19 protein-coding genes are annotated in these 23,388 nt (G+C 72.8%); 10 read left to right on the forward strand and 9 right to left on the reverse strand.

All coding sequences use genetic code 11. The features are described 5' to 3' along the window. Window positions 1-242: 242 nt before the first annotated feature. Both QSK22_RS23545 and QSK22_RS23550 read left to right on the forward strand, forming a co-directional pair. Window positions 243-872: a hypothetical protein gene (locus tag QSK22_RS23545; protein ID WP_285496501.1), complete on the forward strand. Its 630-nt coding sequence runs from the start codon at window positions 243-245 to the stop codon at window positions 870-872. A 666-nt stretch (window positions 873-1,538) separates the two neighbouring features. Continuing rightward, window positions 1,539-1,685: a hypothetical protein gene (locus tag QSK22_RS23550; protein ID WP_285496502.1), complete on the forward strand. Its 147-nt coding sequence runs from the start codon at window positions 1,539-1,541 to the stop codon at window positions 1,683-1,685. 46 nt (window positions 1,686-1,731) lie between these two features. On the opposite strand, the gene QSK22_RS23555 is transcribed toward QSK22_RS23550, so the two are convergent. Continuing rightward, entirely contained in the window at window positions 1,732-2,598 is an 867-nt protein-coding gene (locus QSK22_RS23555) for a class II glutamine amidotransferase (RefSeq protein ID WP_285496503.1), read from the reverse strand. A 19-nt stretch (window positions 2,599-2,617) separates the two neighbouring features. Continuing rightward, window positions 2,618-4,144 carry an amino acid permease gene (locus QSK22_RS23560; RefSeq protein ID WP_285496504.1) on the reverse strand — a complete coding sequence of 509 codons (1,527 nt, stop codon included), beginning with the start codon at window positions 4,142-4,144 and terminating at the stop codon, window positions 2,618-2,620. A 169-nt stretch (window positions 4,145-4,313) separates the two neighbouring features. On the opposite strand from QSK22_RS23560, the gene QSK22_RS23565 reads away from it, so the two are divergent. Next, window positions 4,314-4,814, forward strand: a complete 501-nt coding sequence (locus QSK22_RS23565) for an HAD domain-containing protein (RefSeq protein WP_285496505.1) — start codon at window positions 4,314-4,316, stop codon at window positions 4,812-4,814. 94 nt (window positions 4,815-4,908) lie between these two features. Here QSK22_RS23565 and QSK22_RS23570 read toward each other — a convergent pair whose 3' ends face one another. Continuing rightward, a complete protein-coding gene (locus QSK22_RS23570) occupies window positions 4,909-5,550 on the reverse strand; it encodes an HNH endonuclease family protein (RefSeq protein WP_285496506.1) in 642 nt (213 codons plus the stop codon). 341 nt (window positions 5,551-5,891) lie between these two features. On the opposite strand from QSK22_RS23570, the gene QSK22_RS23575 reads away from it, so the two are divergent. Continuing rightward, window positions 5,892-6,920: a methyltransferase gene (locus QSK22_RS23575; RefSeq protein ID WP_285496507.1), complete on the forward strand. Its 1,029-nt coding sequence runs from the start codon at window positions 5,892-5,894 to the stop codon at window positions 6,918-6,920. A gap of 3 nt (window positions 6,921-6,923) precedes the next feature. Here the strand turns inward: QSK22_RS23575 and QSK22_RS23580 are convergent, their stop codons facing one another. Beyond that, window positions 6,924-7,550 (reverse strand): NUDIX hydrolase, encoded by a 627-nt coding sequence (locus QSK22_RS23580; RefSeq protein WP_285496508.1) that lies wholly within the window; start codon window positions 7,548-7,550, stop codon window positions 6,924-6,926. Between the two features lie 156 nt (window positions 7,551-7,706). Between QSK22_RS23580 and gltX the strand changes: the two genes are divergently transcribed. Next, complete coding sequence (gene gltX, locus QSK22_RS23585) at window positions 7,707-9,062, forward strand: glutamate--tRNA ligase (protein WP_502872358.1); 1,356 nt, start codon at window positions 7,707-7,709, stop codon at window positions 9,060-9,062. Window positions 9,063-9,083: 21 nt separating this feature from the next. Here gltX and QSK22_RS23590 read toward each other — a convergent pair whose 3' ends face one another. The 3 genes from QSK22_RS23590 to QSK22_RS23600 all read right to left on the reverse strand — a co-directional run bounded on the left by QSK22_RS23590 (window position 9,084) and on the right by QSK22_RS23600 (window position 15,270). Further along, window positions 9,084-10,094, reverse strand: coding sequence for a sulfite exporter TauE/SafE family protein (locus QSK22_RS23590; RefSeq protein WP_285496510.1), 1,011 nt, complete (start codon window positions 10,092-10,094; stop codon window positions 9,084-9,086). 140 nt (window positions 10,095-10,234) lie between these two features. Then, entirely contained in the window at window positions 10,235-10,861 is a 627-nt protein-coding gene (locus QSK22_RS23595) for a response regulator (protein ID WP_285496511.1), read from the reverse strand. A 146-nt stretch (window positions 10,862-11,007) separates the two neighbouring features. Then, window positions 11,008-15,270, reverse strand: coding sequence for a hybrid sensor histidine kinase/response regulator (locus QSK22_RS23600; RefSeq protein WP_285496512.1), 4,263 nt, complete (start codon window positions 15,268-15,270; stop codon window positions 11,008-11,010). A 428-nt stretch (window positions 15,271-15,698) separates the two neighbouring features. Between QSK22_RS23600 and QSK22_RS23605 the strand changes: the two genes are divergently transcribed. The 3 genes from QSK22_RS23605 (at window position 15,699) to QSK22_RS23615 (ending at window position 18,910) form a co-directional block, all read left to right on the forward strand. After that, entirely contained in the window at window positions 15,699-17,993 is a 2,295-nt protein-coding gene (locus QSK22_RS23605) for a SpoIIE family protein phosphatase (RefSeq protein WP_285496513.1), read from the forward strand. A 94-nt stretch (window positions 17,994-18,087) separates the two neighbouring features. Beyond that, window positions 18,088-18,429 carry an STAS domain-containing protein gene (locus QSK22_RS23610; protein WP_285496514.1) on the forward strand — a complete coding sequence of 114 codons (342 nt, stop codon included), beginning with the start codon at window positions 18,088-18,090 and terminating at the stop codon, window positions 18,427-18,429. A 61-nt stretch (window positions 18,430-18,490) separates the two neighbouring features. Next, window positions 18,491-18,910 carry an ATP-binding protein gene (locus QSK22_RS23615; protein WP_285496515.1) on the forward strand — a complete coding sequence of 140 codons (420 nt, stop codon included), beginning with the start codon at window positions 18,491-18,493 and terminating at the stop codon, window positions 18,908-18,910. 46 nt (window positions 18,911-18,956) lie between these two features. Here QSK22_RS23615 and QSK22_RS23620 read toward each other — a convergent pair whose 3' ends face one another. Both QSK22_RS23620 and QSK22_RS23625 read right to left on the reverse strand, forming a co-directional pair. After that, window positions 18,957-20,312 (reverse strand): class II 3-deoxy-7-phosphoheptulonate synthase, encoded by a 1,356-nt coding sequence (locus QSK22_RS23620; RefSeq protein ID WP_502872357.1) that lies wholly within the window; start codon window positions 20,310-20,312, stop codon window positions 18,957-18,959. A gap of 180 nt (window positions 20,313-20,492) precedes the next feature. Beyond that, entirely contained in the window at window positions 20,493-21,536 is a 1,044-nt protein-coding gene (locus QSK22_RS23625) for a sigma-70 family RNA polymerase sigma factor (RefSeq protein WP_285496518.1), read from the reverse strand. A 130-nt stretch (window positions 21,537-21,666) separates the two neighbouring features. Between QSK22_RS23625 and trxA the strand changes: the two genes are divergently transcribed. Both trxA and QSK22_RS23635 read left to right on the forward strand, forming a co-directional pair. Further along, on the forward strand, window positions 21,667-22,020 hold the full coding sequence (gene trxA, locus QSK22_RS23630; RefSeq protein ID WP_285496519.1) for a thioredoxin: 354 nt from the start codon (window positions 21,667-21,669) through the stop codon (window positions 22,018-22,020). A 98-nt stretch (window positions 22,021-22,118) separates the two neighbouring features. After that, window positions 22,119-22,955 (forward strand): putative RNA methyltransferase, encoded by an 837-nt coding sequence (locus QSK22_RS23635; RefSeq protein ID WP_285496520.1) that lies wholly within the window; start codon window positions 22,119-22,121, stop codon window positions 22,953-22,955. Window positions 22,956-23,388: the final 433 nt, after the last annotated feature.

A 23,388-nucleotide genomic window follows, 5' to 3' on the forward strand; every position in this document is an offset into this window, starting at 1 on the left:
CCGACCGGCAGGCATCTCACCCGTTTCATTCCGTACGCGCACGCTCGCGGCCACCGGGGGTCGCTCTCAGGTGCGCGTCCGCGGTCGGCCCTGTCCAACGGGCGATCCGCTTCACACGGGTTCTCTCTTTCCCGACGGCCTATCCGAGCCGTGTCTCGGAGCCGTTCCCTGCGCCGGCAACGCGCCGCAGCGGCGTGCCCGCAGGAGACGGCTGCTCCCTGTCCGCCGAACGAAGGATTCCTATGCAGCAGCGTGCGCTCAATGTCGTCATGACCGCCGTGACCGGTTCCTGCCTGGCCGGCATGCTGGTGGCCGGAGTGGCCGCCGCGAGTGACGACGCCGCCGCGCCGAAGAACATGCCGTCCCAGCAGCCGCTGGCGGCGGCCCAGGAGAACAACGTTCTGAGCCTGGGGCAGAACCAGGCCGCCCAGGAGCAGTCCGCCCAAGCAAGCCTGGCCCGGCCTGCCAAGAAGCCCAAGAAGAAGTCCCTGCTGACCGGGTACACCACCGCGTCCTACTTCTGGGACGACGGCTCGGGCATCAACGGTGACACCGGTGCCCCCGCCAGCGGCAGGCCCATGCAGAAGGGCCTGTTCGCCAGCCCCAGCTGGCCGCTGATGACAAAAGTGCGCGTGACCTACAACGGCCGCAGCCGCGTCGGCTTCATCGGCGACCGCGGTCCGGGCGCGCCGTCCCACAACGGCGTGATGCTGGACCTGGACACCTACACGTTCCGCTACCTGCTGGACGGCGGGAAGCCCGCCAGCAAGTACAACGCGGGCACCGGCGAGGGCCACCTGCGCGGTGTCAAGTACGAGGTGCTGGAGTGGGGCAACGGTCCCGGCACCAGGGGCGAGCCCCGGCCCCTGTAAGGCGGGCGACCCCCTAGAGGACCCTTCGGGGCACGCCCACAAGGCACGCCCCGGGGAACCGTGAAGGGCGCCGGCCCTCGGACGCCCCTCGCGGAGTCGGCAGAACGCCCCGGCGGTCAACGACCGCCGGGGCGTTTCGCGCACCCCCAACCATGTCAGCGGCCCTCCGGTGTCAACGGCGCTCCCCGCCGCCGGCGCCCCCCTGATGTCAGCCGACGGGCCGGGGCAGCGGCCCGCGGTGTCAGCGGCCCGTCGGCGCCACCATGGCCGGTGCACCGGGCCGTCCCGACGGCCGCGCCGGATCGGAAGGCGCGCCGTCCACCGGTGCCCATGGGACTCATGGTGGCTTTTGGACGCATGGTCGCGCCGGCAGGAATCCGACGTCGCGGCCGCCGGGCGCGAGCGTCCGGCGGGGCCGGTGGCGACGGCGCGATGCCTGGCTCAGGTGTCCAGAGAAAGGGCGTTCTGTCGCCCATGCGGTCCCGCCGGACGCTTTCATGCTGACATCCGAACTCCGTTTCCGGAAGGTGCATGTAACCCTGTGGAGCGGTCCGTTTTCGGGAAAATTTAAGGTGACCCTTCGGCCACCCCCCTGAGCGCCTGCGGCCGCCCGCGGTTCAGGCGGCGGCGATGAACGCACGGGCGCGACGGAAGAGGCTCAGGGTGATGAGTGCGGCCGCCGCCCTCGGCACGGACCAGGCGGCGCTCGGGCTGCGCCTGGAACGCGCGGGCTTCGGCTACCTGCTGCGCCAGGACATCCCCGACCGCTTCCGCGCCCAGGCCCGCCGCGGCTCCGGGAAGCGGCGCGGCTGAGGCGCGCCGGCGCGCGAGGCCCGCGGCGGCGGGCGGCCAGGCGGGCCTATCCGCTCTCCGACTGCGAGGCGGCCTCGCTGGCGGACAGGTCGGCCTTGGTCAGCGGGTGCGCCGGAGGGGCGAAGGGGAACACCGAGGTGGCCTTCAGCCCGTCCACCAACAGCAGCTCGCCGGGCTCCAGCAGCCGCCAGCCCGGGTCGTCGTCCATCCGCTCGCTGGCGATCACGTACGCGGGCGCGGCGTGCCGGCCGTCGCCGTTGGGGCCGGACACGTTGAGGCTGCCGGGCTCGTGCGGGGACTGCAGGTGCCGGAAGCCGCCGAACCGGGGCGTGAGCACCCACAGCTCGTTCTGCGCGGGATAGCGCAGCGCCCACAGCTTGCACGCCTCGGCCAGCAGCAGGTTGAGGGAGTACACCGGCAGTTCGGCGGCGATGCGGCGGATCGCCGCGACCAGCCCGGCGGTGGTGTCGCCGCGCCTGCGGATCTCGGCGGTGACGTAGGCGAACACCCGCTCGGAGTCGGTGTCCCCCTCCAGCAGGGCCTTGTCCACGTCGGTCAGCCAGGTGTCCAGCACGTCCATGCCCTTGACCACGCCGTTGTGTGCGAACAGCCGGTCGTTCATGTCGAAGGGGTGGGCGTTGTGCACCGACACGGGGGCGCCGGAGGCGTACCGGACGTGCGAGACGAAGGTGTGCGACACCACGTTGCGGGCGTGCGAGGCGAAGTCGGCGTTCTGGTACGCGGCGATCGGGGCCCGGTCGCGCACCGGCTCGTCGCCGAGGGAGAACCAGCCGAGGCCGGTGCCGTCGGGCATCCGGCGGCTCTGCGCCTTGAGGCTCTGCGGGGCGTCCAGCAGCCAGAACGTAGCCCGGACGCGGGGGCCGCCGGTGGTCATCCCGAACAGTCGGCACATGCTTTCACCCAGCCGGTGGTCACTCGGCCGCGTCGGGGTCGCGCACCGCCCCCGCAGTGCCGGGGTGCCCGCGCCGGACGAAGAACCAGCCGACGAGCAGCGCCGCGGCGATCGCCGGCACGGCCATTACGGTCATGTGCCCGGCCCCGTCCCGGTCGAACCACATCAGCACCACCACCGCCGCCAGGAACGCCAGGGTCAGCGGTTGGGTGACCGGCGAGCCGGGCAGCCGGTAGCCGGGCCGCCGCACCCGGCCCTGCCGGGCCCGCCGCACGAACAGCAGGTGCGACAGCATGATCATCGCCCAGGTGCCCAGGATGCCGATGGCCGCCAGGTTCAGCACGATCTCGAAGGCCCGCGCCGGCACCCAGTAGTTGAGCGCCACGCCGAGCACGCAGATCGCCGAGGTCAGCAGGATGCCGCCGTAGGGGACCTGGGAACGGCTCATCGCCATGGTGAAGCGCGGCGCCGACCCGGCCGCGCCCAGCGAGCGCAGGATCCGCCCCGTGGAGTACAGACCGGAGTTCAGGCTCGACAGCGCCGCGGTCACCACGATCAGATTCATCACGTCGCCCGCCGCGGGCACGCCCAGCTTCGCCAGCACGGTGACGAACGGGCTCTCGTCGGCCGAGTAGGCGTCCCACGGCAGCAGCATGGCCAGCAGCACCACCGAGCCGACGTAGAACAGCAGAATCCGCCAGATGATGGAGTTGATGGCCTTGGGCATGACCCGTTCGGGGTTCTCGGTCTCGCCCGCGGCCACGCCGACCAGCTCGGTGGAGGCGTAGGCGAACACCACGCCCTGGATGACGACCAGCATGGGCAGCACGCCGTGCGGGAACACCCCGCCGTGCTGGAGGATCAGCCCCGGGCCCGAGTCGTGGCCGCCCACGTGGTGCCCGGTCACCAGCAGGCCGATGCCGATCAGCATGAACGCCACCAGCGCGCCGACCTTGACGATGGAGAACCAGAACTCCAGCTCACCGAAGATCCGCACCGAGATCAGGTTGACGGTGAGCACGACGGCCAGGGCGATCAGCGCGAGCGTCCACTGCGGGATCGCGGTGAAGGCGTCCCAGTAGTGGATGTACAGGGCGATGGCGGTGATGTCGACGATGCCGGTGGTCGACCAGTTGAGGAAGTGCATCCACCCGGCGACGTAGGCGCCCTTCTCTCCCATGAACTCCCGCGAGTAGGACACGAACGACCCCGACGACGGCCGGTACAGCACGAGCTCGCCGAGCGCCCGCACCACCATGAACGCGAAGAACCCGCAGACGGCGTAGGCGATGGCCAGGGACGGGCCGGCGCTGGCCAGCCGTCCGCCGGCGCCGAGGAACAGGCCGGTGCCGATGGCCCCGCCGATCGCGATCATGTTGACGTGCCGCGTCCGCAGGGACTTGCGGTAGCCCAGGTCGCCGGCGTCCACCGGGGCGCCGCTGCGGGGGTGTGCCGCAGCGGTGTCCGACGGGGTGGTGTCCGACGGGGTGGTGTCCGGCAGAGAGGTGGCGGACGGGATCGCCGTCCGCCGGTCGTTGTCGCTCACGCGTCGTTACCGCCTTCCCACGGGTCGTCTGCGCGACAGACCCGGTGCAGTTTCGGATAAGAGACCCAAACATGTCAAAACGGGTAGCCGAAATGCCGGGAAGGTACGGAAGATCAGTTTTCGGCATGGATCGTCGACCGCGGGGGCGCCGATGCCCTACGGTCTGGTCATGGCGACGCCCCTGGTGCTGCTCGACGTGGACGGTGTGCTGAACCCCCTGGAGCGGCCCTCCCGCGACTACCGCGGACACCGCTGCTCGCCCCACGGCGTCACCTACCGGCTCTGGCTCAGCTCGCGTCACGGCCCCATGCTGCGGGACCTCGCCCGCGCCACGGGCGCCGAACTGGCATGGGCGAGCTACTGGTGCGATGCGGCCAACGACTGGATCTCCCCCCGGGTGGGGCTGCCGGACCTGCCCTTCGTGCCGATACCGCCGTTCCCCGGCGCCGGCGACGGCGTCACGCTCGGCTCGTGGAAGGCCCGGCACGTCGCGCGGTGGGCGGAGGGCCGGCCCTTCGTGTGGTTCGAGGACGAGCCGGACGCCGCCGACTCCGTCGCGGCGGAGCCCGGGGTGGGGGAGCACCTGCTCGTCGCCGTCGACCCGAGGCGGGGGCTCTGCGAGGAGCACATCGACCGGGCCCGCGACTGGCTGCGCGCCCTGTCCCGCTGACACCGCCCCGTCCCCGGCGCCACCGGCCCCGGACAGGGCGCGAGGCCCCGGCCGGGAGCGCACACGGTGCGGCCGGGGCCTCGCCCGGGGAGGGTCAGCAGGTGTCGAGCAGCCGCGTCAGGGCCGTCTTCTCGGCGCTGTCGACGGAGAGGTCGTAGCGGTACTTCACGTCGATCCACGAGCGGGCGTACATGCAGTGGAACGAGGCGAGCGGCGGCGTCCACTCGGCCGGGTCCTTGTCGCCCTTGGCCTGGTTGACGTTGTCGGTGACCGCCCACAGCTGCGAGCTGGTCAGGTCGTTGGCGAACTGCTGGCGGAGGCTGGTCGTCCAGTTGCTCGCCCCCGACCGCCAGGCCTCGGCCAGCGGCACCATGTGGTCGATGTCGATGTCGGACGGGTTGCTCCACGTGGCCCCGTCGTAGGGGCTGACCCAGGTGCCCGAGGTGGGGTAGCAGTCCGAGCCGGTCTGGACGTCGGTGCCGTCCCGCTTGAGCACCTCCTCGCGGGTGTTGCAGGTGCCGGAGACGGTGATCCAGTGGGGGAACTTGTCGCGGCTGTAGCCGCTGGACGACCCCTCGGCGGCGACGCGCAGCGCCGCCAGGTGCGACGCCGAGGTGCTCTTGTCGGGCGGGAGCGGCGGCGCGGCGAGGGCGGGCGGGGCCGGAACGGCGACGAACGCGGCGGCCCCGGCCAGGGCGACGGCGGCGGCGGTGACAGCGGGTCTTCTGCGACGCATGGGGTTCCTCCTGGCATCAGTGACTGGAGTCACCCCTAGTGTTAATTAAGGCGATAAAACAGGGATTGTCTGATTGGTAACGAGCCGGACGGTGATCCGGTGACAGTCCGCCATTGACATCAAGCGGAGGAAATGTTCGCTCCGCACCCCCGGGCGGATGTCCAGGTGTGGTCGGATATGTCGCCGTGCGCGGTTCAGGTACGGCACTGCGGGCATTCGTCCGGCTGCCATGCGTCCGGGTGCCATTCGTCCAAGACGCCGCGCCCGCCGCGTCCCTAACCTCCGTGTCGCCTACCCGACCTGGGTGAAGACAAGGTCACCGGAGGACAAAGGAGATGACCATGACGCGATCGCCGCTGCTTGACACGGCGTTCGGATTCATGCCCGCGCAGATCGTCTACACGGCCGTCGAACTGGGCCTGGCCGACGCGCTCGCCGACGGCCCCCGCACCGCCGGGGAGCTCGCCGAGCGCACCGGCACGCACGCCCCGTCGCTGCTGCGGCTGCTGCGCGCGCTCACCGTGCTCGGCGCCGTGCGGCAGCAGGAACCGGACCTGTTCGCCCTGACGGACGAGGGCCGGCGGCTGCGCCGCGACGTACCCGACTCCATTCGAGGCATGGTCGGCCTGTTCTGCGCCCCCGAGGTGTGGCGGTGCTGGGGGCAGCTGCCCGAGGCCGTGCGCACCGGCGAGTACGTCTGGGAGCAGGTGACCGGCGAGACCACCTTCGAGTACTTCGCGCGCAACCCCGAACTGTCGGCGACGTTCAACGCGGCCATGGCCGAGGCCACCCGCAACGTCGCCCCCGCCCTCGTCAAGGCCCACGACTTCGGCCGCTACCGCACGATCGCCGACCTCGGCGGCGGCAACGGCACGCTCCTGGCCGCGATCCTCAGCGCCGTGCCCGGCCCCAAAGGCGTGCTGTTCGACCTGCCCGCGGCGCTGGAGCACGCCGGGCGCACCCTGGAGGAGGCGGGCGTCGCCGACCGCTGCGAGGTCGTCGCGGGCGACTTCTTCCAGGCCGTCCCCGAAGGCGCCGACGCCTACGTCATCAAGAGCGTGATCCACGACTGGGACGACGAGAAGGCCGCCGCCCTCCTGCGCACCTGCCGCGCCGCGATGACGCCCGCGGCGCGCGTGCTGATCGTGGAGCCGGTCCTGCCGCCCCTGGTCACGCCCGAGCTGCACGCGGCGCTCATGAGCGACGTGAACATGCTCCTCACCACCGGCGGCCGGGAGCGCACCGAGGCCGAGTTCCGCGACCTGCTCGCCTCGGCCGGGCTGGCGACGGTGTCGGTGTCCGGCCCGCTGGGGCACGCCGGCTACCGGATCATCGAGGCGGCCCCGGCCGACCCGGCCCCGCGGCCGTGACGGTCAGGTGCGGGTCCAGTCGGGCTGGATGAGTCCCGCGACCCGCACCTGCCGCCCCAGCAGCACCACCTCGCGGAACTGCCAGAGCATCGCCCCGGTCGGCGCGTGCACGATCCACTCGGGCCCCAGGCGCATCTGCAGCAGATGCCCGCCGTCCAACTGGGGGACCCAGCGCGGCGTGTCTTCGGCGGCCAGCCTCCGCAGCGTCACCAGGTGGACCGAGTGCACCTCGCGAGGGTCGGGATGCAGCGGGCCCGGGGAGTCCAGGGCCACGACGACGGGCGTGATGGCGAACCCGGACGCCGCCGGGAAGTCGTCCAACCGGCCCAGCACGTCCCCGGGCCCGGCCTGCAGACCGACCTCCTCGCGCAGCTCCCGCAACGCCGCCTCCACCGGGGTCTCGCCCTCGTCCACGCCTCCCCCCGGCAGCCCCCACTGGCCCGCGTTGCGCCCCCGGTAGGCGCGCCTGATCAGCACCACCGACGGGGCGCCGTCGTGCTGCAGCACGCACACCACCACCCCGGCGCGCCGCATCCCGGGGGAGTCGGCGACCGTGGTGTGGGAGAAGCCCCGCAGCCGCAGCGCGGCGCTCTCCCGGAAGGCCGCCAGGTCGCCGAGTGCATCGCTCATGTCCCGATCGTGCCAGGCGGCCCGCACTCGGCGACAGCGCGGCCGCGGGCGGTGCGCGGCGTCGCCGAGTCGGCGCCGCGCCGCGGCCCCACTAGGCTTGGAGGCATGTCTTCCGCCTCTTCGATCCGCGTCCGCTTCGCACCGTCGCCCACCGGCATGTTCCACGTGGGCGGGGCCCGCTCCGCACTGTTCAACTGGGTGATGGCCAAACAGTCGGGCGGAACGCTGGTGCTGCGGATCGAGGACACCGACGCCTCCCGCAACAAGCCCGAATGGACCGAGGGCATCATCCGCGCCCTGGCCTGGCTGGGCATCGACGGCGAGGAGTACGAGGGCCCCTACTTCCAGTCCGCCAACGCCGACAAGCACCGCGAGGCCGCCGCCCGGCTGCGCGAGCAGGGCCGCGCCTACTACTGCGACTGCACCCGCGAGGACGTCGTGGCCCGCACCGGCGACCAGCACCGCGGCTACGACGGGCACTGCCGCGACCGCGGGCTGGAGCCCGGGCCGGGGCGGGCGCTGCGCTTCCGCACCCCCGACGAGGGCCAGACCGCCGTCGTCGACCTGCTGCGCGGCAAGCCCGAGTTCGACAACGCCAAACTGGAGGACTTCGTCATCGCCCGCGCCGACGGGTCGGTGACGTTCCTGCTGGCCAACGCCGTCGACGACATCAGCCAGGGCATCACCCACGTGGTGCGCGGCGAGGAGCACCTGCCCAACGCCCCCAAGCAGCAGCTGCTGTGGGAGGCGCTGGGCGCCGAGCCGCCGGTGTGGGCGCACGTCCCGGTGATCGTCAACGAGAAGCGGCAGAAGCTGTCCAAGCGGCGCGACAAGGTCGCCCTGGAGGACTACCGCGCCGAGGGCTACCTGGCCGAGGCGATGCGCAACTACCTGATGCTGCTGGGCTGGGCGCCGTCCGGCGACCGCGAGATCGTCCCCTGGGAGGAGATCGTCGCGGAGTTCCGGATCGAGGACGTCAACACCTCCCCGGCGTTCTTCGACGTCAAGAAGCTGCGGGCGTTCAACGGCGAGTACATCCGCGCGCTGCCGGCCGACCGGTTCGCCGCCGAGTGCCGCCCGTACCTGGAGGACGCCCCGTTCGAGGCCGACCCGGAGGTGTTCGCCAAACTCGCGCCGCTGGCCCAGACCCGGGTGGCGGTCCTGTCGGAGATCGTGCCCATGGTCGACTTCGCGTTCCTGGACGAACCGGTGTTCGACGCGGCGTCCTGGAACAAGGCGATGAAGGGCCCGGCCGCCGACATCCTCGCCGCCGCCGAGGAGGCCTACCGCGACGCGCCCTGGGAGACCGACGAGCTCAAGAGCCGCCTGGAGCAGGTCGGCGCCGCGCACGGCCTCAAGCTCGGCAAGGCGCAGGCGCCCGTCCGCGTCGCCGTCACCGGCCGCACCGTGGGCCTGCCGCTGTTCGAGTCCCTGGAGGCCCTCGGCCGCGAGCGCACCCTCGCCCGCATCGCCGCCGCCCGCGCCCGGCTGGCCGCCGCATCCGGCGAGTAGCCCCGCGCCCCGGCGCCGGGGTCAGCGGAAGGTGATCGAACCCGGGAAGTGGCCGGACGCGCAGACGAAGTCGAGCCGTCCGGCCCCGGGCGTGCCCAGGTCGACCCGCGTGTCGCCGCTGACGGGGAGCACGATGTCCACGTCGCGGGAGGGGATGGTGAACGCGCGGGTGTGACCGCGCGTGCCGGAGGTGCGCAGGACGAGCACGGTGGGCACCCCGGCGCGGGCCGTCACCAGGGCGGGGCGGTAGCCGCGGTCGAGCGCCCAGATGGTGACGGTCTGGCGGCCGGAGGCGTCCACGTGCACCGCGGACGCGGCGGCCGCGGCCGTGCCGCCGCCCCCGCCCGCGGGCATCCACCCGCCCAGGCGCAGCCCGGACAGCAGCGTCCAGCCCGCGGCGGCCAGCAGCACCACCGCCACCAGCGGGGTCAGGCGGCCGCGCAGCCGGCCGAGCGTGACGCCCACCAGGCCGAACACCGGCGCGCCGCCGGCCGCGAAGCCGGCCATCACGGCGGCGCCGCCGACGGGGGAGCGGGACGCGACCGCCATCAGCTCGGCCGACAGGGTCAGGCCGCACGGCAGCAGCACGGTGGCCGCACCTAACAGCACCGTCCGCCGCCCTGCGCCCCGCAGCCGTGCGGCGGTGCCCGGGGAGCGGGGGGTGTGGCAGGGCGGCCCGTCCGCGTCGGCGGCGGTGGAGGTGTGGCAGGTGCTGCGGTGGAGGAGGCGCCGCGCCGGGCGGACTCCGAGCAGGTCGAGGGCGAACAGCAGCAGCACCGCCGCCGCCAGGGCCAGCAGCGCGCCGCGCACGCGGGGGCCGGGCTGGACGGCGCCGCCGACCACGCCCAGGGCGGCCCCCACACAGGTGTGGGCGACGAGCCGGGCGGTCAGGAACGCGGCAACGGGCCCGGACGGCCGTTCGGCGTCGCGAACCGCCCCCGCCAGCAGGCCGAGCTGCACGGCCGCACAGGTGGTGAGCCCCGCCAGCAGGCCGGTGGCGGCGCCGGCGGCGAAGAGCGCGGGAGCATCCATGGTCATCTCCTCCCGCAGCCGTACCGTCCCCGGCAGCGGCCGTCACCAAGCCTGGCCCGGAGGGCACCTGTCGGTGGCGGGAAGGACAGACAACACGCGCCGCCGCGAAGCCCGCGCACGGGGGCGGCCAGGAGAGGGGGCTAGGGGGCGGCCTCCCCGGGGCCGTCGAGGACGGAGCGGAGATCGGCGAAACGCCGTTCGAGCTCGGCGAAGTCGGCCCGCGCGTTCTGCGGCAGCCGCTTGCCCACGACCTCCAGCTGGTCCTGGACGGCCACGACCCGCTCGGCGACGCGCTCGGGACGGGCCCGCAGCAGGTCGGCCTGCTCGCGCAGCTTCGCGGCCTGCTCGCGCAGCAGCGCCGTCTGCTCCCGCAGCTGCTTGTTCTTGTTGTGCAGCTCCACGAACACCGACACCTTGGCGCGCAGCACCCACGGGTCGAACGGCTTGGAGATGAAGTCCACCGCCCCGGCGGCGTAGCCGCGGAATGCGTAGTCCGGGTCGCTGTCGACCGCGGTGAGAAAGATGATCGGCACGTCGCGGGTCTTCTTGCGGCGCTTGATGTCGCGGGCGGTCTCGAAGCCGTCCATGCCGGGCATCACCACGTCCAGCAGGATCACCGCGTACTCGTCGGTCAGCAGCGCCTTGAGCGCCTCCTCGCCGGAGCGGGCCCGCACCAGGTCCTGGTCGAGGGAGCTGAGAATGGCCTCCAGCGCGATCAGGTTCTCCTCGCGGTCGTCCACGAGCAGGATCTTCGCCTTGTCGTCCACGCGTGGCCCCTCTCCTCCGATTCGAACCCCCGGCCGCCGGGGCGCGCCGCCCCGGTCACGCAGCCGGCCGCCGGCGGTGCCCCACCGCGCCGCCCCGATCATCCCACGGGGCCGGCGCCCCCTCGGCGGACATGTTCTCGCGCCGGTCAGCGCACCACCGACGGCCGCAGCCAGCGCCGCATCACCTCCAGCAGCCGGTCGACGTCCACCGGCTTGGGCACGTAGTCCGAGGCGCCCGCGGCCAGGCTCTTCTCCCGGTCGCCCTTCATCACCTTCGCGGTGATCACGATGATCGGCAGCTCGGCGAACTGCGGCATCTCGCGGATCGCGGCGGTGGTGGCGTAGCCGTCCAGGCCGGGCATCATCACGTCCATCAGCACCATCGCCACATCCGGGTTGCGGTGCAGCAGGTCGATGCCGGCCTGCCCGTCCTCGGCGTACAGCACCTCCATGCCGTAGCCCTCCAGGACGCTGGTCAGCGCGAACACGTTGCGCACATCGTCGTCGACGATCAGCACCTTGCGGCCCGACAGCGCGGTGTCCAGGTAGTCGGCGGGCGGCTCGGCCAGCATCCCCTCCAGCGGGTCCTCGCCGACCTGCCCGCCGGCGTGCTCGCGGGCGTGCTCGCGGGCGGGGGCGTCGTCGCCGCGGCCCGCCGGCACGGCCTCCAGCGGCGCGGCCGCGTCGGCAGCCCGGGCGGAGCGGTCGGACGGGGCCGCCGCGTCCCCGTCCTCGGCGGCGGGCCGCCGCCGGTCGTCCGACTCGGGGCATCGGGCGGGCAGGTAGAGGGTGAACACGCTGCCGCGGCCCAGCTCGCTCTCCACATGGATCTCCCCGCCGAGCAGCCGGGCGATGTTGCGGCTGATCGACAGGCCCAGCCCGGTGCCGCCGTAGCGGCGGCTGGTGGTGCCGTCGGCCTGCTGGAACGCCTCGAAGATCGCCTGCAGCTTGTCCTGGCTCACCCCGATCCCGGTGTCGATCACGCGGAACGCCAGCACGTCGGGGACGTTCCACAGCGCCGGGACGGTGACGTCCATGTCGCCGGCCCGTTCCACGCGCAGCCGCACCTCGCCCTCGGCGGTGAACTTCACCGCGTTGGACAGCAGGTTGCGCAGCACCTGCTGCAGCCGCTGCTCGTCGGTGTACAGCGTCGCCGGGACGTCCGGGGCGACCTCCACGTCGAACCGCAGGCCCTTGTCCTGCGACAGCGGCCGGAACGCCGCCTCGACGTAGTCGACCAGCGCGGACACGCCGATCTCCTGCGGGTGCACCCCCATCTTCCCGGCCTCCACCTTGGCCAGGTCCAGGATGTCGTTGATCAGTTCCAGCAGGTCGGTGCCGGAGTCGTGGATGGTGCGGGCGAACTCGACCTGCTTTTCGGTCAGGTTCCCCTCGGCGTTCTCGGTCAGCAGCTTGGCCAGCACGAGCAGGCTGTTGAGCGGGGTGCGCAGCTCGTGCGACATGTTCGCCAAAAACTCCGACTTGTACCGCGAGGAGATCGCCAGCTGCTCGGCGCGCTCCTCCAGGGTCCGCCGGGCCTGCTCGATCTGGTAGTTCTGGATCTCGATCGCGCGGTTCTGCTGGGCCAGCAGCGCCGCCTTCTCCTCCAGCTCGGTGTTGGAGTGGCGCAGCTCGCCCTGCTGGCGCTGCAGCTCGTCGGAGCGTTCCTGCAGCTCCTGCGCCAGCCGCTGGGACTCGGCCAGCAGCGCCTCGGTGCGGGCGTTGGCGCGGATGGCGTTCAGCGTCACCCCGATCGTCTCGATCAGCTGGTCGAAGAACGCCAGGTGCACGTCGGTGAACCGGTTGAACGAGGCCAGCTCGATCGCGCCGAGCACGGTGTCCTCGAACACGATCGGCAGCACGATGATGTTGACCGGGGCCGCCTCGCCCAGCCCCGTGCCGATCTTGATGTAGCCGGGCGGCGCGTCGGTGAGCAGCACCCGGCGGCGCTCCCGCGCGGCCTGCCCGACCAGGCCCTCGCCGATGGCGAACCGCACCGTGCCGATCCGGTCGCGGGGGATCCCGTACCCGGCGGTCAGCACCAGCTCGGCCCCGTCGGCGTCCGCGCCGTCCGGCCGGTCCTCGGGGTCCTCGGCCAGGTAGAACGCGCCGTACTGGGCGCTGGCGGTCGGGGTCAGCTCGCTCATGATCAGCTCGGCGACCTGCATGAGGTCGCGGTGGCCCTGCATGAGCCCGCCGATGCGCGCCAGGTTGGTCTTCAGCCAGTCCTGCTCCTGGTTGGCGCGGGTGGTCTCGCGCAGCGTGGCGACCATCAGGTTGACGTTGTCCTTCAGCTCGGCCACCTCGCCGCGCGCCTCCACGGTGATGGAGCGGGTCAGGTCGCCGCGCGCCACCGCCCTGGCCACCTCGCCGATCGCCCGCACCTGCGTGGTCAGGTTGCTGGCCAGCTCGTTGACGCTCTCGGTGAGCCGCTTCCAGGTGCCCGACACGCCCTCCACCTCGGCCTGTCCGCCCAGGCGGCCCTCGGTGCCGACCTCCCGGGCCACCCGGGTCACCTCGGAGGCGAACGACGACAGCGTGTCCACCATCGTGTTCAGCGTGGTCTTCAGCTCCAGCAGCTCGCCCTGGGCGTCGACGTCGATGCGGCGGGTCAGGTCGCCGTGCGCCACGGCCGTGGCGACCTGCGCGATGTTGCGGACCTGGGTGGTCAGGTTGGACGCCATCCCGTTGACGTTGTCGGTCAGGTCCTTCCACATGCCGCCGGCGCCCGGCACGATCGCCTGTCCGCCCAGGCGGCCCTCCGTGCCGACCTCGCGGGCGACCCGGGTGACCTCGTCGGCGAACGCCGACAGGATGTCGACCATCGTGTTGATGGTCTCCTTCAGCTGCAGGATCTCGCCCTGCGCGTCCACGGTGATCTTGCGGGTGAGGTCGCCCTGCGCGACGGCGGTGGTCACCTGCGCGATGTTGCGGACCTGGGTGGTCAGGTTGCCGGCCATCGAGTTGACGCTGTCGGTGAGGTCCTTCCACACGCCGCTCACGCCCGGGACGCGGGCCTGGCCGCCGAGCCGGCCCTCCGTGCCGACCTCGCGGGCGACGCGGGTGACCTCGTCGGCGAACGCCGACAGCGTGTCCACCATCGTGTTGACGGTGTCCTTGACCTCCAGGATCTCGCCCTGCGCGTCGACCGTGATCTTCTTGGTCAGGTCGCCCTGCGCGACGGCCGTCGTCACCTGGGCGATGTTGCGGACCTGGTACGTCAGGTTGGACGCCATGCCGTTGACGTTCGCCGTCAGGTCCTTCCACACGCCGCTCACGCCGGGGACGCGGGCCTGGCCGCCCAGGCGCCCCTCGGTGCCGACCTCGCGGGCGACGCGGGTGACCTCGTCGGCGAACGCCGACAGCGTGTCCACCATCTGGTTGACCGTCAGCTTGAGCTGCAGGATCTCGCCCTGGGCGTCGACGGTGATCTTCTTGCCCAGATCGCCCTCGGCCACCGCCGTGGTGACCTGCGCGATGTTGCGCACCTGCGAGGTCAGGTTGTTGGCCATGGCGTTGACGTTGTCGGTGAGGTCCTTCCAGACCCCGCTGACGCCCCGCACGTTGGCCTGGCCGCCCAGCTGCCCCTCGGTGCCGACCTCGCGCGCCACCCGGGTCACCTCGGAGGCGAACGCCGACAGCTGGTCGACCATGGTGTTCACGGTGAGCTTCAGCTCCTGCAGCTCACCGGTGGCCTCCACGGTGACCTTGCGGGTCAGGTCGCCGCCAGCGACCGCCGTGGTCACCTCGGCGATGTCGCGGACCTGCGCGGTCAGCCGGTCGGCCATCAGGTTCACCGCCGTGGTGACGTCCCGCCAGCGGCCGGTCATGCCGCGCGCCGACGCCTTGCCGCCGAGCCGCCCCTCGGTGCCGACCTCCCGGGCGAACTGGGTGACCTCCCAGGTGAACCTGTCCAGCAGCTCCACCATCGAGTTGGCCGACCGGGCCATGCGCAGCAGCTCCCCGCGCATCGGCCGCCCGCCGACCCGCAGCTCCACCCGCTGGTTCAGGTCGCCCGCCGCCACCGCCTCCACCACCTTGTGGATGCCGGTGGCCAGGTCGGTGAGCTTGTCGATGATCGCGTTGGCGTCCTCCACCGCGCTGCCCCAGGTGCCCTTGAGCGCCCCGGGCCGCAGCCGCCCCCGCAGCTGCCCCTCGCGGCCGATCTCACGCCGCACCCGCGCCAGGCCGGAGGCGAGGTGCTCGCCGTTCTCGCGGATCTCCTCCAGGATCGCCGCGGCCTGCGCCACGGCGCCCTCGCCCGGCACGTCCAGCTCCTTGCGGAGCTTGCCGTCCCGCACCGCCGCCAGCGCTTTCAGCAACGGCGCCAGGTCGGCGTCGCTGTAGCGCGGGGTGGTGTCGTGAGACCCGTTGCGATGGCTCAGCGAACGGGAAGCGGTTCGGGGCATGCTGTTTCATCCTCCTGGCCCGCCCGGGAACGACGGACACCTGCTGGCGTGGCCGCACCTGTACTTTACGTTCCGCAGCGCCGGCATCGCCGCCCAGAACGCGCGGCCGGCCGGACGGGGACCGGAGCCGGTGGCCGGCCGGGACGCGGGTAACACGATGCAGCGGAGGCTGCCTCGTAGTCTTCGTGTTACGGTCTGTCGTGTTGTGGCGGCCTGGCCGCTTCCGTCCGCCGGGCCGGGAAACGTCCCGGATGTCCCCCCGCTCCCCGGCGGCCCGGATGCCGCGGCCGGGCCCCGCCGCCGGGCACCGGTCGGCGGCCGCGTCCGCCCGTCCAAAGCCCGCCGGTGGCGGGTCTTGCCTGGCCGGACGGCGAACCCGTCTGTCACGATAGCCGGGCCCCGTAAAAGCTCGAAGTGAGGAACGACTCTTGGATCGGCAGACGGCGGCGGCGCACACGGCGCGACCGGCCCCGGCGCAGACCGCGTCGGCCACCTTCCCCTGCGCCGCCACGTCCGTGGCGGAGGCCCGGCGCTTCGTCCGCCGGGTGCTGACCGGCTGGCACATGGACCAGGCCGTCGACGACGCCGTGCTCGCCACCAGCGAACTGGCCACCAACGCCGTCGCCTACGCGGGCACCTCGTTCGAGGTGTCCTGCCATCTCACCGACGGCGATATCAGGATCGAGGTCCGCGACCACCACCCCACCCGCATCATCGAGATGCCCGGCATGGAGGCCTCCAGCGGCCGCGGCCTGCCGTCGATCGCGGCCCTGTCGGCGTCCTGGGGGGTCACCTACGACCGGCGCGGCAAGGGCGTGTGGTTCCGCCTGCCCCGCCCCGGCGCCGAACCCGGCCCCGAGGACGCCGCCGCGGCCGGGACGGCGGCCGCTGCGGCGCCGGCGGGAACGGCCGGCCCCGGCGAACCGTCCGGCGGCAGGGCCGCGCGCCCCCGCGGGCGGGGCGCCGCCCGGCCCGGCGCCGCACGCACCTCCGGGCGCCTCGGCGGCGACGTCGACCGCGACGAGAACGACCCCGCCGCCATGGCCGTGGCCGGCGCCCGGCTGCTGCGCTCCCCCTCGGCCAAGGAGACCCTGCAGGAGGCCGTCGGCACCGTCCGCGACGTGCTGGACGCCGACGGCGCCGCCGTCCTGCTCGCCGAACGCGATGGGCGGCTGGTGCTCGGCGCCGCCTCCGGCCTGCCCACCGAGGCCCCGGTGGAGGAGCTGTCGGTGGTCGGCCTGGGCCCCGGCGGCAGCAGCGCCGCCCCCTGGGTGGCCGCCGGCGACAGCGACCCGGTCGCCGCCGCCCTGCGCGCCCGCTCCCTGGCCGCCGCGCCGCTGCTCGCCCAGGGCCGCCTCACCGGCCTGGTCGTCGCCGTGGCGTCCGCCCCCGGCCGGTTCACCGACAGCGACGCCGCCCGCCTCGGCCGGCTCGCCGAGGAGATGTCGCTGTCGCTGGAGAAGGCCCGCATCGGCGAGCTGGAGCGCTCCTGGCGCGGCTGGCTCAGCTTCGTCGCCGAGGCCAGCGACCTGCTCGCCGGAACCCTCGACCAGGAGCGCACCATGGCGCTGGTCGCCCAGCTGGTCGTGCCGCGGCTGGCCACCTGGTGCGCCGTCTTCACCGACGCCGACGGCGGCCGCGACCGCCTCGCCTACGTCTGGCACGCCGACGAGACCCGCGCCGACGGGCTGCGCGAGCTGCTCGCCCACGCCGACCTCGCCCCGCCGGCGGACGGCCCCGGCCCTTGGCACGGCTTCGGCACCGCCCCGCCGCAGGCCCGCGCCGCCGCTGGGAGCACCGCCGACGACCAGGCCTACGCGTTCCCGCTGATCGCCCGCGGCCGGCACATCGGCACCATCGTGATCGGCCGCCCGCCCGGCGAGCGCTTCCCGCGCAGCGCCATCGAACTGGCCGAGGAGCTCAGCCGCCGCGCGGCCCTGGCCATCGACAACGCCCGCCTCTACTCGGCCCAGACCGCCATGAGCAGCGCCCTGCAGCGCAGCCTGCTGCCGCCCGGCGTCCCGGAGATCCCGGGCCTGGAGGTCGCCGTGGTGTACGAGCCGGCGGGCGAGGGCAGCGAGGTCGGCGGCGACTTCTACGACGTGTTCGCCTGCCCCGAGCCGTCCGCCGGGCCCGCCGCCCACCGCTGGCGCTTCGCCATCGGCGACGTGTGCGGGACCGGACCGCAGGCCGCCGCCGTCACCGGCCTGGCCCGGCACGCCCTGCGCATCCTGGCCGCCGAGGACATGTCCGTGCCCGACGTGCTGGCCCGGCTCAACCGGCTGATCCTCGGCGAGGGCGAACGCGGCCGCCTGCTGACCCTGCTGCACGGCGAGATCACCCCGCGGCCGCGCCGGGACGGCGTGGCGATCAGCCTGACCAGTGCCGGCCACCCGCCGCCGCTGATCCTGGACCCCGACGGCACCGTCCGCGAGGCCGCAACCCCCCAGCCGCTGCTCGGCGTGTTCGACGGCGTCGAGTTCCACACCGACACCATCGCCCTGCGGCGCGGGCAGGTGCTGCTGTGCGTGACCGACGGGGTCACCGAGCGGCGCTCCGGCGGCCGGCAGCTGGGCGACGGGCACGGGCTGGAACGGCTGCTGGCGGGCTGCACCGGCCTGAGCGCCGGCGCCGTCGCCGCCCGCATCCAGCGGGCCGTGCGCGACTTCGGGCCCGAGCCGTCCAACGACGACGTCGCGCTCATCGTCCTACGGGCGTCATGAGCCGCCGGCACGAGCCTTCGACACGAGCCGTCGACCCCCGGGGGCGCCGCAGCGGTGGCGTCGCCGGCGCTTGCAATCGGTAAGGTGGGATGACGTGGGGCTGGCCTTGCACACGACGCGACAGGACGGCCGCGCGACGATCGCCGCGCGCGGCTCCATCGACCTGCACTCCTCCGAGGAGCTGAGAGAACGGCTCACCGAGCTGGTCGACGCGGGGGAGCGGGAAGTCGTGGTCGACCTCACCGCCGTCGACTTCTGCGACTCCTCCGGCCTCAACGTGCTCGTCCGCGCCTACAAGCACGCCCGCGCCCAGAACGCCACCCTGACGGTGACCGGCGCCTACGGCCGCGTCGAGAACGTGCTGCGCACCACCGGGCTCGACCGGTTCCTCATGGCGGGCGCCGCCGGCGGCGAGGGCTCCGAAGGCCGGGTGTGATGCGCGGCGACGGCATGTGGACCCCCGGCATGTGGACCCACGGCACATGGACCCACGGCACATGGACCCACGGCCGCCGGTCGGCCCCGCGGACTTCCCGGCGGCCATGGCGATGACCGAGACGACGCTGCGCGCCGCCCCCCAGACCGAGGCCGTCGAGTACGCCCGCCGCCTCGCCATCCGCACCATGCGCACCTGGGCCCTCATGGAGCGCGAGGAACTGGTCACCGCCATCGTCGCCGAGCTGGTCGCCAACGCCGTCCGGCACGCCGGCACCGCGTTGGAGCTGCGCCTGCAGCGCGACGAGGACCGGGTCCGCGTGGAGGTCCGCGACCGCGCCGCGCAGATGCCCCGCCTGACCGTCCCCGGCCCGCTCGACGAGTCGCACCGCGGCCTGTTCATCGTCGACCGCTTCGCCACCGCCTGGGGCGCCGAGCCCGTGACCGGCGGCAAGGTCGTCTGGGCCGAGGTCGCCATCTGACCCCGGCCCGACCAAGGCTAACGGCCGGCCGGCGCGCCCCGGAGGGTCACTGCGCCACCCGGTACAGCTCGGCGACCATGAACGCCAGGTCGAGCGACTGGCTGCGGTTGAGCCGAGGGTCGCAGGCCGTCTCGTACCGCTGGTGCAGGTCGTCCTCGACGATCTCGTGGCCGCCGCCGACGCACTCGGTGACGTCGTCGCCGGTGAACTCGATGTGGATGCCGCCGGGGTGGGTGCCCAGCGCCCGGTGCACCTCGAAGAACCCGGTGACCTCGTCCAGCACGTCGTCGAACCGGCGGGTCTTGTGCCCGCTGGGCGCCTCGAAGGTGTTGCCGTGCATCGGGTCGCAGATCCAGGCGACCGGCGACCCGCTGCTGTGCACCTTCTCGATCAGCGGCGGCAGCACGTCGCGGATCTTCCCCGCGCCCATCCGGGTGATGAACGTCAGCCGCCCCGGCTCGCCCTCGGGGTTGAGCCGCTCCATCAGGGCCAGCGCCTCCTCGGCGGTGGCCGTCGGGCCCAGCTTCACCCCGATCGGGTTGCGGATGTGCCGCAGGAACTCCACGTGGGCGCCGTCGAGCTGCCGGGTCCGCTCGCCGATCCACACCATGTGCGCCGACACGTCGTAGGGCAGCCCGCTGCGGCTGTCGATGCGGGTCAGCGCCCGCTCGTACTCCAGCAGCAGCGCCTCGTGGCTGGAGTAGAACTCCACACCGTGGAACTCCTCCGGGTCGGCGCCGCAGGCCTTCATGAACGCCAGCGCCCGGTCGATCTCGCCGGCCAGCCGCTCGTACCGGCGCCCCGCCGGGCTGTTGGCCACGAAGTCCTGGTTCCAGGCGTGCACCTGCCGCAGGTCGGCGTACCCGCCCTTGGTGAACGCCCGGCACAGGTTCAGCGTGACGGCCGAGCAGTGGTAGGCCTGCAGCATCCGCCGGGGGTCGTTGCGCCGCGCCTGCGGGGTGAACTCGAAGCCGTTGACGGCGTCGCCCCGGTAGGCGGGCAGCTCGACCCCGTCGCGCACCTCGACCGGCTTGGACCGCGGCTTGGCGAACTGCCCGGCCATCCGTCCGATCTTCACCACCGGCACCCGGCCGGCATAGGTGAGCACGACGGCCATCTGCAGCAGGGTCTTGAGCTTGTTGCGGACGGCGTCGGCCGTGGACCCCGAGAAGGTCTCGGCGCAGTCGCCGCCCTGCAGGACGAACGCCTCGCCCCGCGCGACCGCCGCCAGGCTCTCCCTGAGCTGGTCGCACTCGCCGGCGAACACCAGCGGCGGCTGCTTGGCCAGCTCGTCGACCACCGTCCGCAGCTCGGCCTCGTCGTCCCACTCGGGCTGTTGCAGTGCCGGGAGGGCACGCCAGGCGTCCAGCTGCCCCGTGACGCTAGATGTACTCACGGGCATCAAGGCTATGGCACTCCGGCAGGACCGGCATGACCTCCACGGTGGAGAAAACCGGAAAACTTCCGGATGCCGCCCGGAGCGCGGCCTCACGCGAAGGTAAAAAACGGAAGATTATCGCGGCCGAGCGGACCCGGAGCAGCGGTCCGCTCGGCCGACGCGATCACGAATGTCACTCAAAGGTCACGCGGCCTTGCCGTCGGCGGCGGCCGCGCGGACGGCCGCGGCGGGGCCCTGCGCGGCGGGCGCCGCGGCGGCCTGGACGGCCGCGGTCCGCGCGGGCCCGCGCTGCCCGGCCAGATCCGCCTCGGCGGCCATCTGCCGCAGCCGCCGCAGCGACCGGTCGGTGATCTGCCGCACCCGGTTGTGGCTCAGGCCGTACCGGGCGCCGATCTGCGCATACGACAGCGGCTGGCCGTTGTCCATACCGAACCGGGCTCGCAGGATCGCCGACTCGCGCTCAGGCAGCCGCTCCAGCAGGCGGCCCAGGCCCTCGGTCTCGTCCAGCGCCAGAATCTCGGCCTCCGGCGTCACCCCGTCGGGATCTTCCAGCAGGTCGCCCATGGCGGTCTCGCCCGCGTCGTCGACCGTGGCGTCCAGGCTGGCGGGGTCGCGGCGCCAGCTCAGCAGCTCGTCGACGTGCTCGGGCTCGGCCCCCACGGCCTCGGCCAGCTCCTCGCGCGTGGGATCGCGGCCCAGGTCGCGGCCCAGCTGGCGCTCGGCCCGCCGCAGCCGCGACAGCTCCTCCTCCACGTGCACCGGCAGCCGGATCGTCCGGGCGGTGTGGCTCAGGCCGCGCCCGATGGCCTGCCGGATCCACCAGGTCGCGTACGTGGAGAACTTGAAGCCGCGCCGGTAGTCGAACTTCTCCACCGCGCGCATCAGCCCCAGGTTGCCCTCCTGGATGAGGTCGATGAGGGGCAGCGCGTCGGTCGGGTACTTGCGGGCGATCGAGACCACCAGGCGCAGGTTGGCCTCGACGAAGCGCTGCTTGGCGCGCAGCCCCGCCTCGACGAGCTCATGCAGCTCCTCGCGGGTGATCCCGTCGGGGATCGGGCCCTCCTCGAGGAGCTGTTCGGCGTACAGGCCCCCTTCGATCGCCTTGGCCAGGTCGACCTCCTCCTCCGCGTCCAGTAGGGGGGTTCGGCCGATCCGGTCCAGGTACGCCCCGACGAGGTCCTTGTCGAGGGCGTCGATCCTGTCGCCCTTGCTACGGGTTGCAGCCATCCTGACCCTTCTCCGGTGCGATCTCCCTAGGAGGAGAACGCCAATTACCGCTCTGTGATTCCCACGGCGGGAATACTCCGGGGCTGTGCACCGCTACCCAGGCTGATACCCCGACCGAGGAGAAACCGACATGGCGACGGTCACACTGACTGCTGACAACTTCGACGACGTGGCCCAAAGCGACGGGATCGTGCTGGTCGACTTCTGGGCGGCCTGGTGCAACCCGTGCAGGCGCTTCGCCCCGGTCTTCGAGAAGGCGGCCGAAAGGCACTCCGACATCGTCTTCGGCAAGGTCGACACCGAGGACCAGCCCGAGCTGTCGGAGCGCTTCGGCATCACCTCGATCCCCACGCTCATGGCGATCCGCGACGGTGTGATCGTGTACGCCGAGCCCGGCGCCCTGCCCGACGCGGCCCTGGAGAACGTGATCGAGCAGGTTCGCGGTCTGGACATGGAGGACGTGCGGCGCCGTCTGAAGGCCTGACGGCCGCGCCGGCCCCGGGCCCTGCTTGTACACGGGGCCCGGGGTCGGCCTTGATCTCCCGGCTCACCGGCGCCTCCGGCGTGGTAGACCATGGACACGTGCTGGCTGATGTGGTCGAACGCCTGGCGTGCCCGGTGTGCGCAGAACCGCTGCTACTTGCGGAAAAGGCACTGCGCTGCGCGCGGGGACACGCGTTCGACATCGCCCGTCAGGGCTATGCGAACCTGCTGCCCGGCAACGCCCGTCCCGGCACCGCCGACACCGCAGAGATGGTGAGCGCACGGGAAGACTTTCTGGTGACCGGCCGCTTCGCCCCCATGGCGGATGTTCTGTCCGAGATCGTCACCGCCGAACCCGGGATCGGCTGCGTCCTCGACGCGGGCGCCGGCACGGGCTACTACCTGAGCGCGGTGCTCCGGCCGCTGGAGCATGCGGCGGGCATCGCGCTGGACCTCTCCAAGTACGCCGCCCGGCGCGCGGCCCGCGCCCATCCGCGGATCGGCGCCGTGGTCGCCGACCTGTGGCGCCCCCTGCCGATCCGCGCCGGCTCGGTGGACGCGATCGTCAACGTCTTCGCGCCCCGCAACGCCGCGGAGTTCCAGAGGGTGCTGCGCCCCGGCGGCCTCCTGATCACCGTCACCCCCTCGCCCCGGCACCTGGGCCCGCTCGTCGAAGCCCTCGGCCTGGTGACGGTGGACGAACAGAAGAACGAACGCGTCGACTCCGCACTCGGCGCCCACTTCACCCTGGAGGCACGGCGCCCCCTGGAGTACCAGGCGACCCTCGACCACACGGAGACCGAGGCGCTCGTCCGCATGGGCCCCAGCGCCCACCACGTCCCCGCCGACGAACTCCGGCGCCGCCTCTCCACCCTCCCCGAGCCGGTCACGACCCCGCTCTCCTTTGTAATCTCCACGTTCCGCCCCACCAAGTAACCGCCCCGCGAAGCGCCTGAATCCACACCACCGCCCGAAGCAATGCCGCCACAGCGGCGCGCACCATCCCCGCGCGACAACCAGAGCACGCCGCCGCAAACCGCTGATACCGAGCAGGTAATACTGCGGCCACCAGGCCGTGGAACCTTGGCATTCAGCTCTTGAGCGTGGGCGCGGCAGCCGGATCGTCCCCCACACTCGCGGGCCCGTGGCATCGCCGCCGCATCCGCGAAGCAGACCGGGATGGCGAGCGGCCCGTCTCCGATGTCGGCCGCCCCGCCGATGCTGCAACGTGGTCGAACAGCAGGTTGCGTCCACGGAGGTGGTGTACGAGTTTCCGCAGGTGAAGAGCGTGGCGTCGTGACGTGAGACGGCCACCGCGTAGATCCTTCGAGATGGATGATCAAGAAGAAGGAGACAACGCGATGGCCGC

This window comes from Actinomadura sp. NBRC 104425, assembly GCF_030269545.1.
Lineage (GTDB): Bacteria > Actinomycetota > Actinomycetes > Streptosporangiales > Streptosporangiaceae > Spirillospora > Spirillospora keratinilytica.

Excerpts from the sequence above, each read along its gene's own strand:
- QSK22_RS23545 (WP_285496501.1), top strand. The coding sequence starts at position 243 with ATGCAGCAGCGTGCGCTCAATGTCGTCATGACCGCCGTGACCGGTTCC.
- QSK22_RS23550 (WP_285496502.1), top strand. The coding sequence starts at position 1,539 with ATGAGTGCGGCCGCCGCCCTCGGCACGGACCAGGCGGCGCTCGGGCTG.
- QSK22_RS23555 (WP_285496503.1), bottom strand. The coding sequence starts at position 2,598 with ATGTGCCGACTGTTCGGGATGACCACCGGCGGCCCCCGCGTCCGGGCT.
- QSK22_RS23565 (WP_285496505.1), top strand. The coding sequence starts at position 4,314 with ATGGCGACGCCCCTGGTGCTGCTCGACGTGGACGGTGTGCTGAACCCC.
- QSK22_RS23570 (WP_285496506.1), bottom strand. The coding sequence starts at position 5,550 with ATGCGTCGCAGAAGACCCGCTGTCACCGCCGCCGCCGTCGCCCTGGCC.
- QSK22_RS23575 (WP_285496507.1), top strand. The coding sequence starts at position 5,892 with ATGACGCGATCGCCGCTGCTTGACACGGCGTTCGGATTCATGCCCGCG.
- QSK22_RS23580 (WP_285496508.1), bottom strand. The coding sequence starts at position 7,550 with ATGAGCGATGCACTCGGCGACCTGGCGGCCTTCCGGGAGAGCGCCGCG.
- gltX (WP_502872358.1), top strand. The coding sequence starts at position 7,707 with ATGTTCCACGTGGGCGGGGCCCGCTCCGCACTGTTCAACTGGGTGATG.
- QSK22_RS23590 (WP_285496510.1), bottom strand. The coding sequence starts at position 10,094 with ATGGATGCTCCCGCGCTCTTCGCCGCCGGCGCCGCCACCGGCCTGCTG.
- QSK22_RS23600 (WP_285496512.1), bottom strand. The coding sequence starts at position 15,270 with ATGCCCCGAACCGCTTCCCGTTCGCTGAGCCATCGCAACGGGTCTCAC.
- QSK22_RS23615 (WP_285496515.1), top strand. The coding sequence starts at position 18,491 with ATGGACCCACGGCCGCCGGTCGGCCCCGCGGACTTCCCGGCGGCCATG.
- QSK22_RS23620 (WP_502872357.1), bottom strand. The coding sequence starts at position 20,312 with ATGCCCGTGAGTACATCTAGCGTCACGGGGCAGCTGGACGCCTGGCGT.
- QSK22_RS23625 (WP_285496518.1), bottom strand. The coding sequence starts at position 21,536 with ATGGCTGCAACCCGTAGCAAGGGCGACAGGATCGACGCCCTCGACAAG.
- trxA (WP_285496519.1), top strand. The coding sequence starts at position 21,667 with ATGGCGACGGTCACACTGACTGCTGACAACTTCGACGACGTGGCCCAA.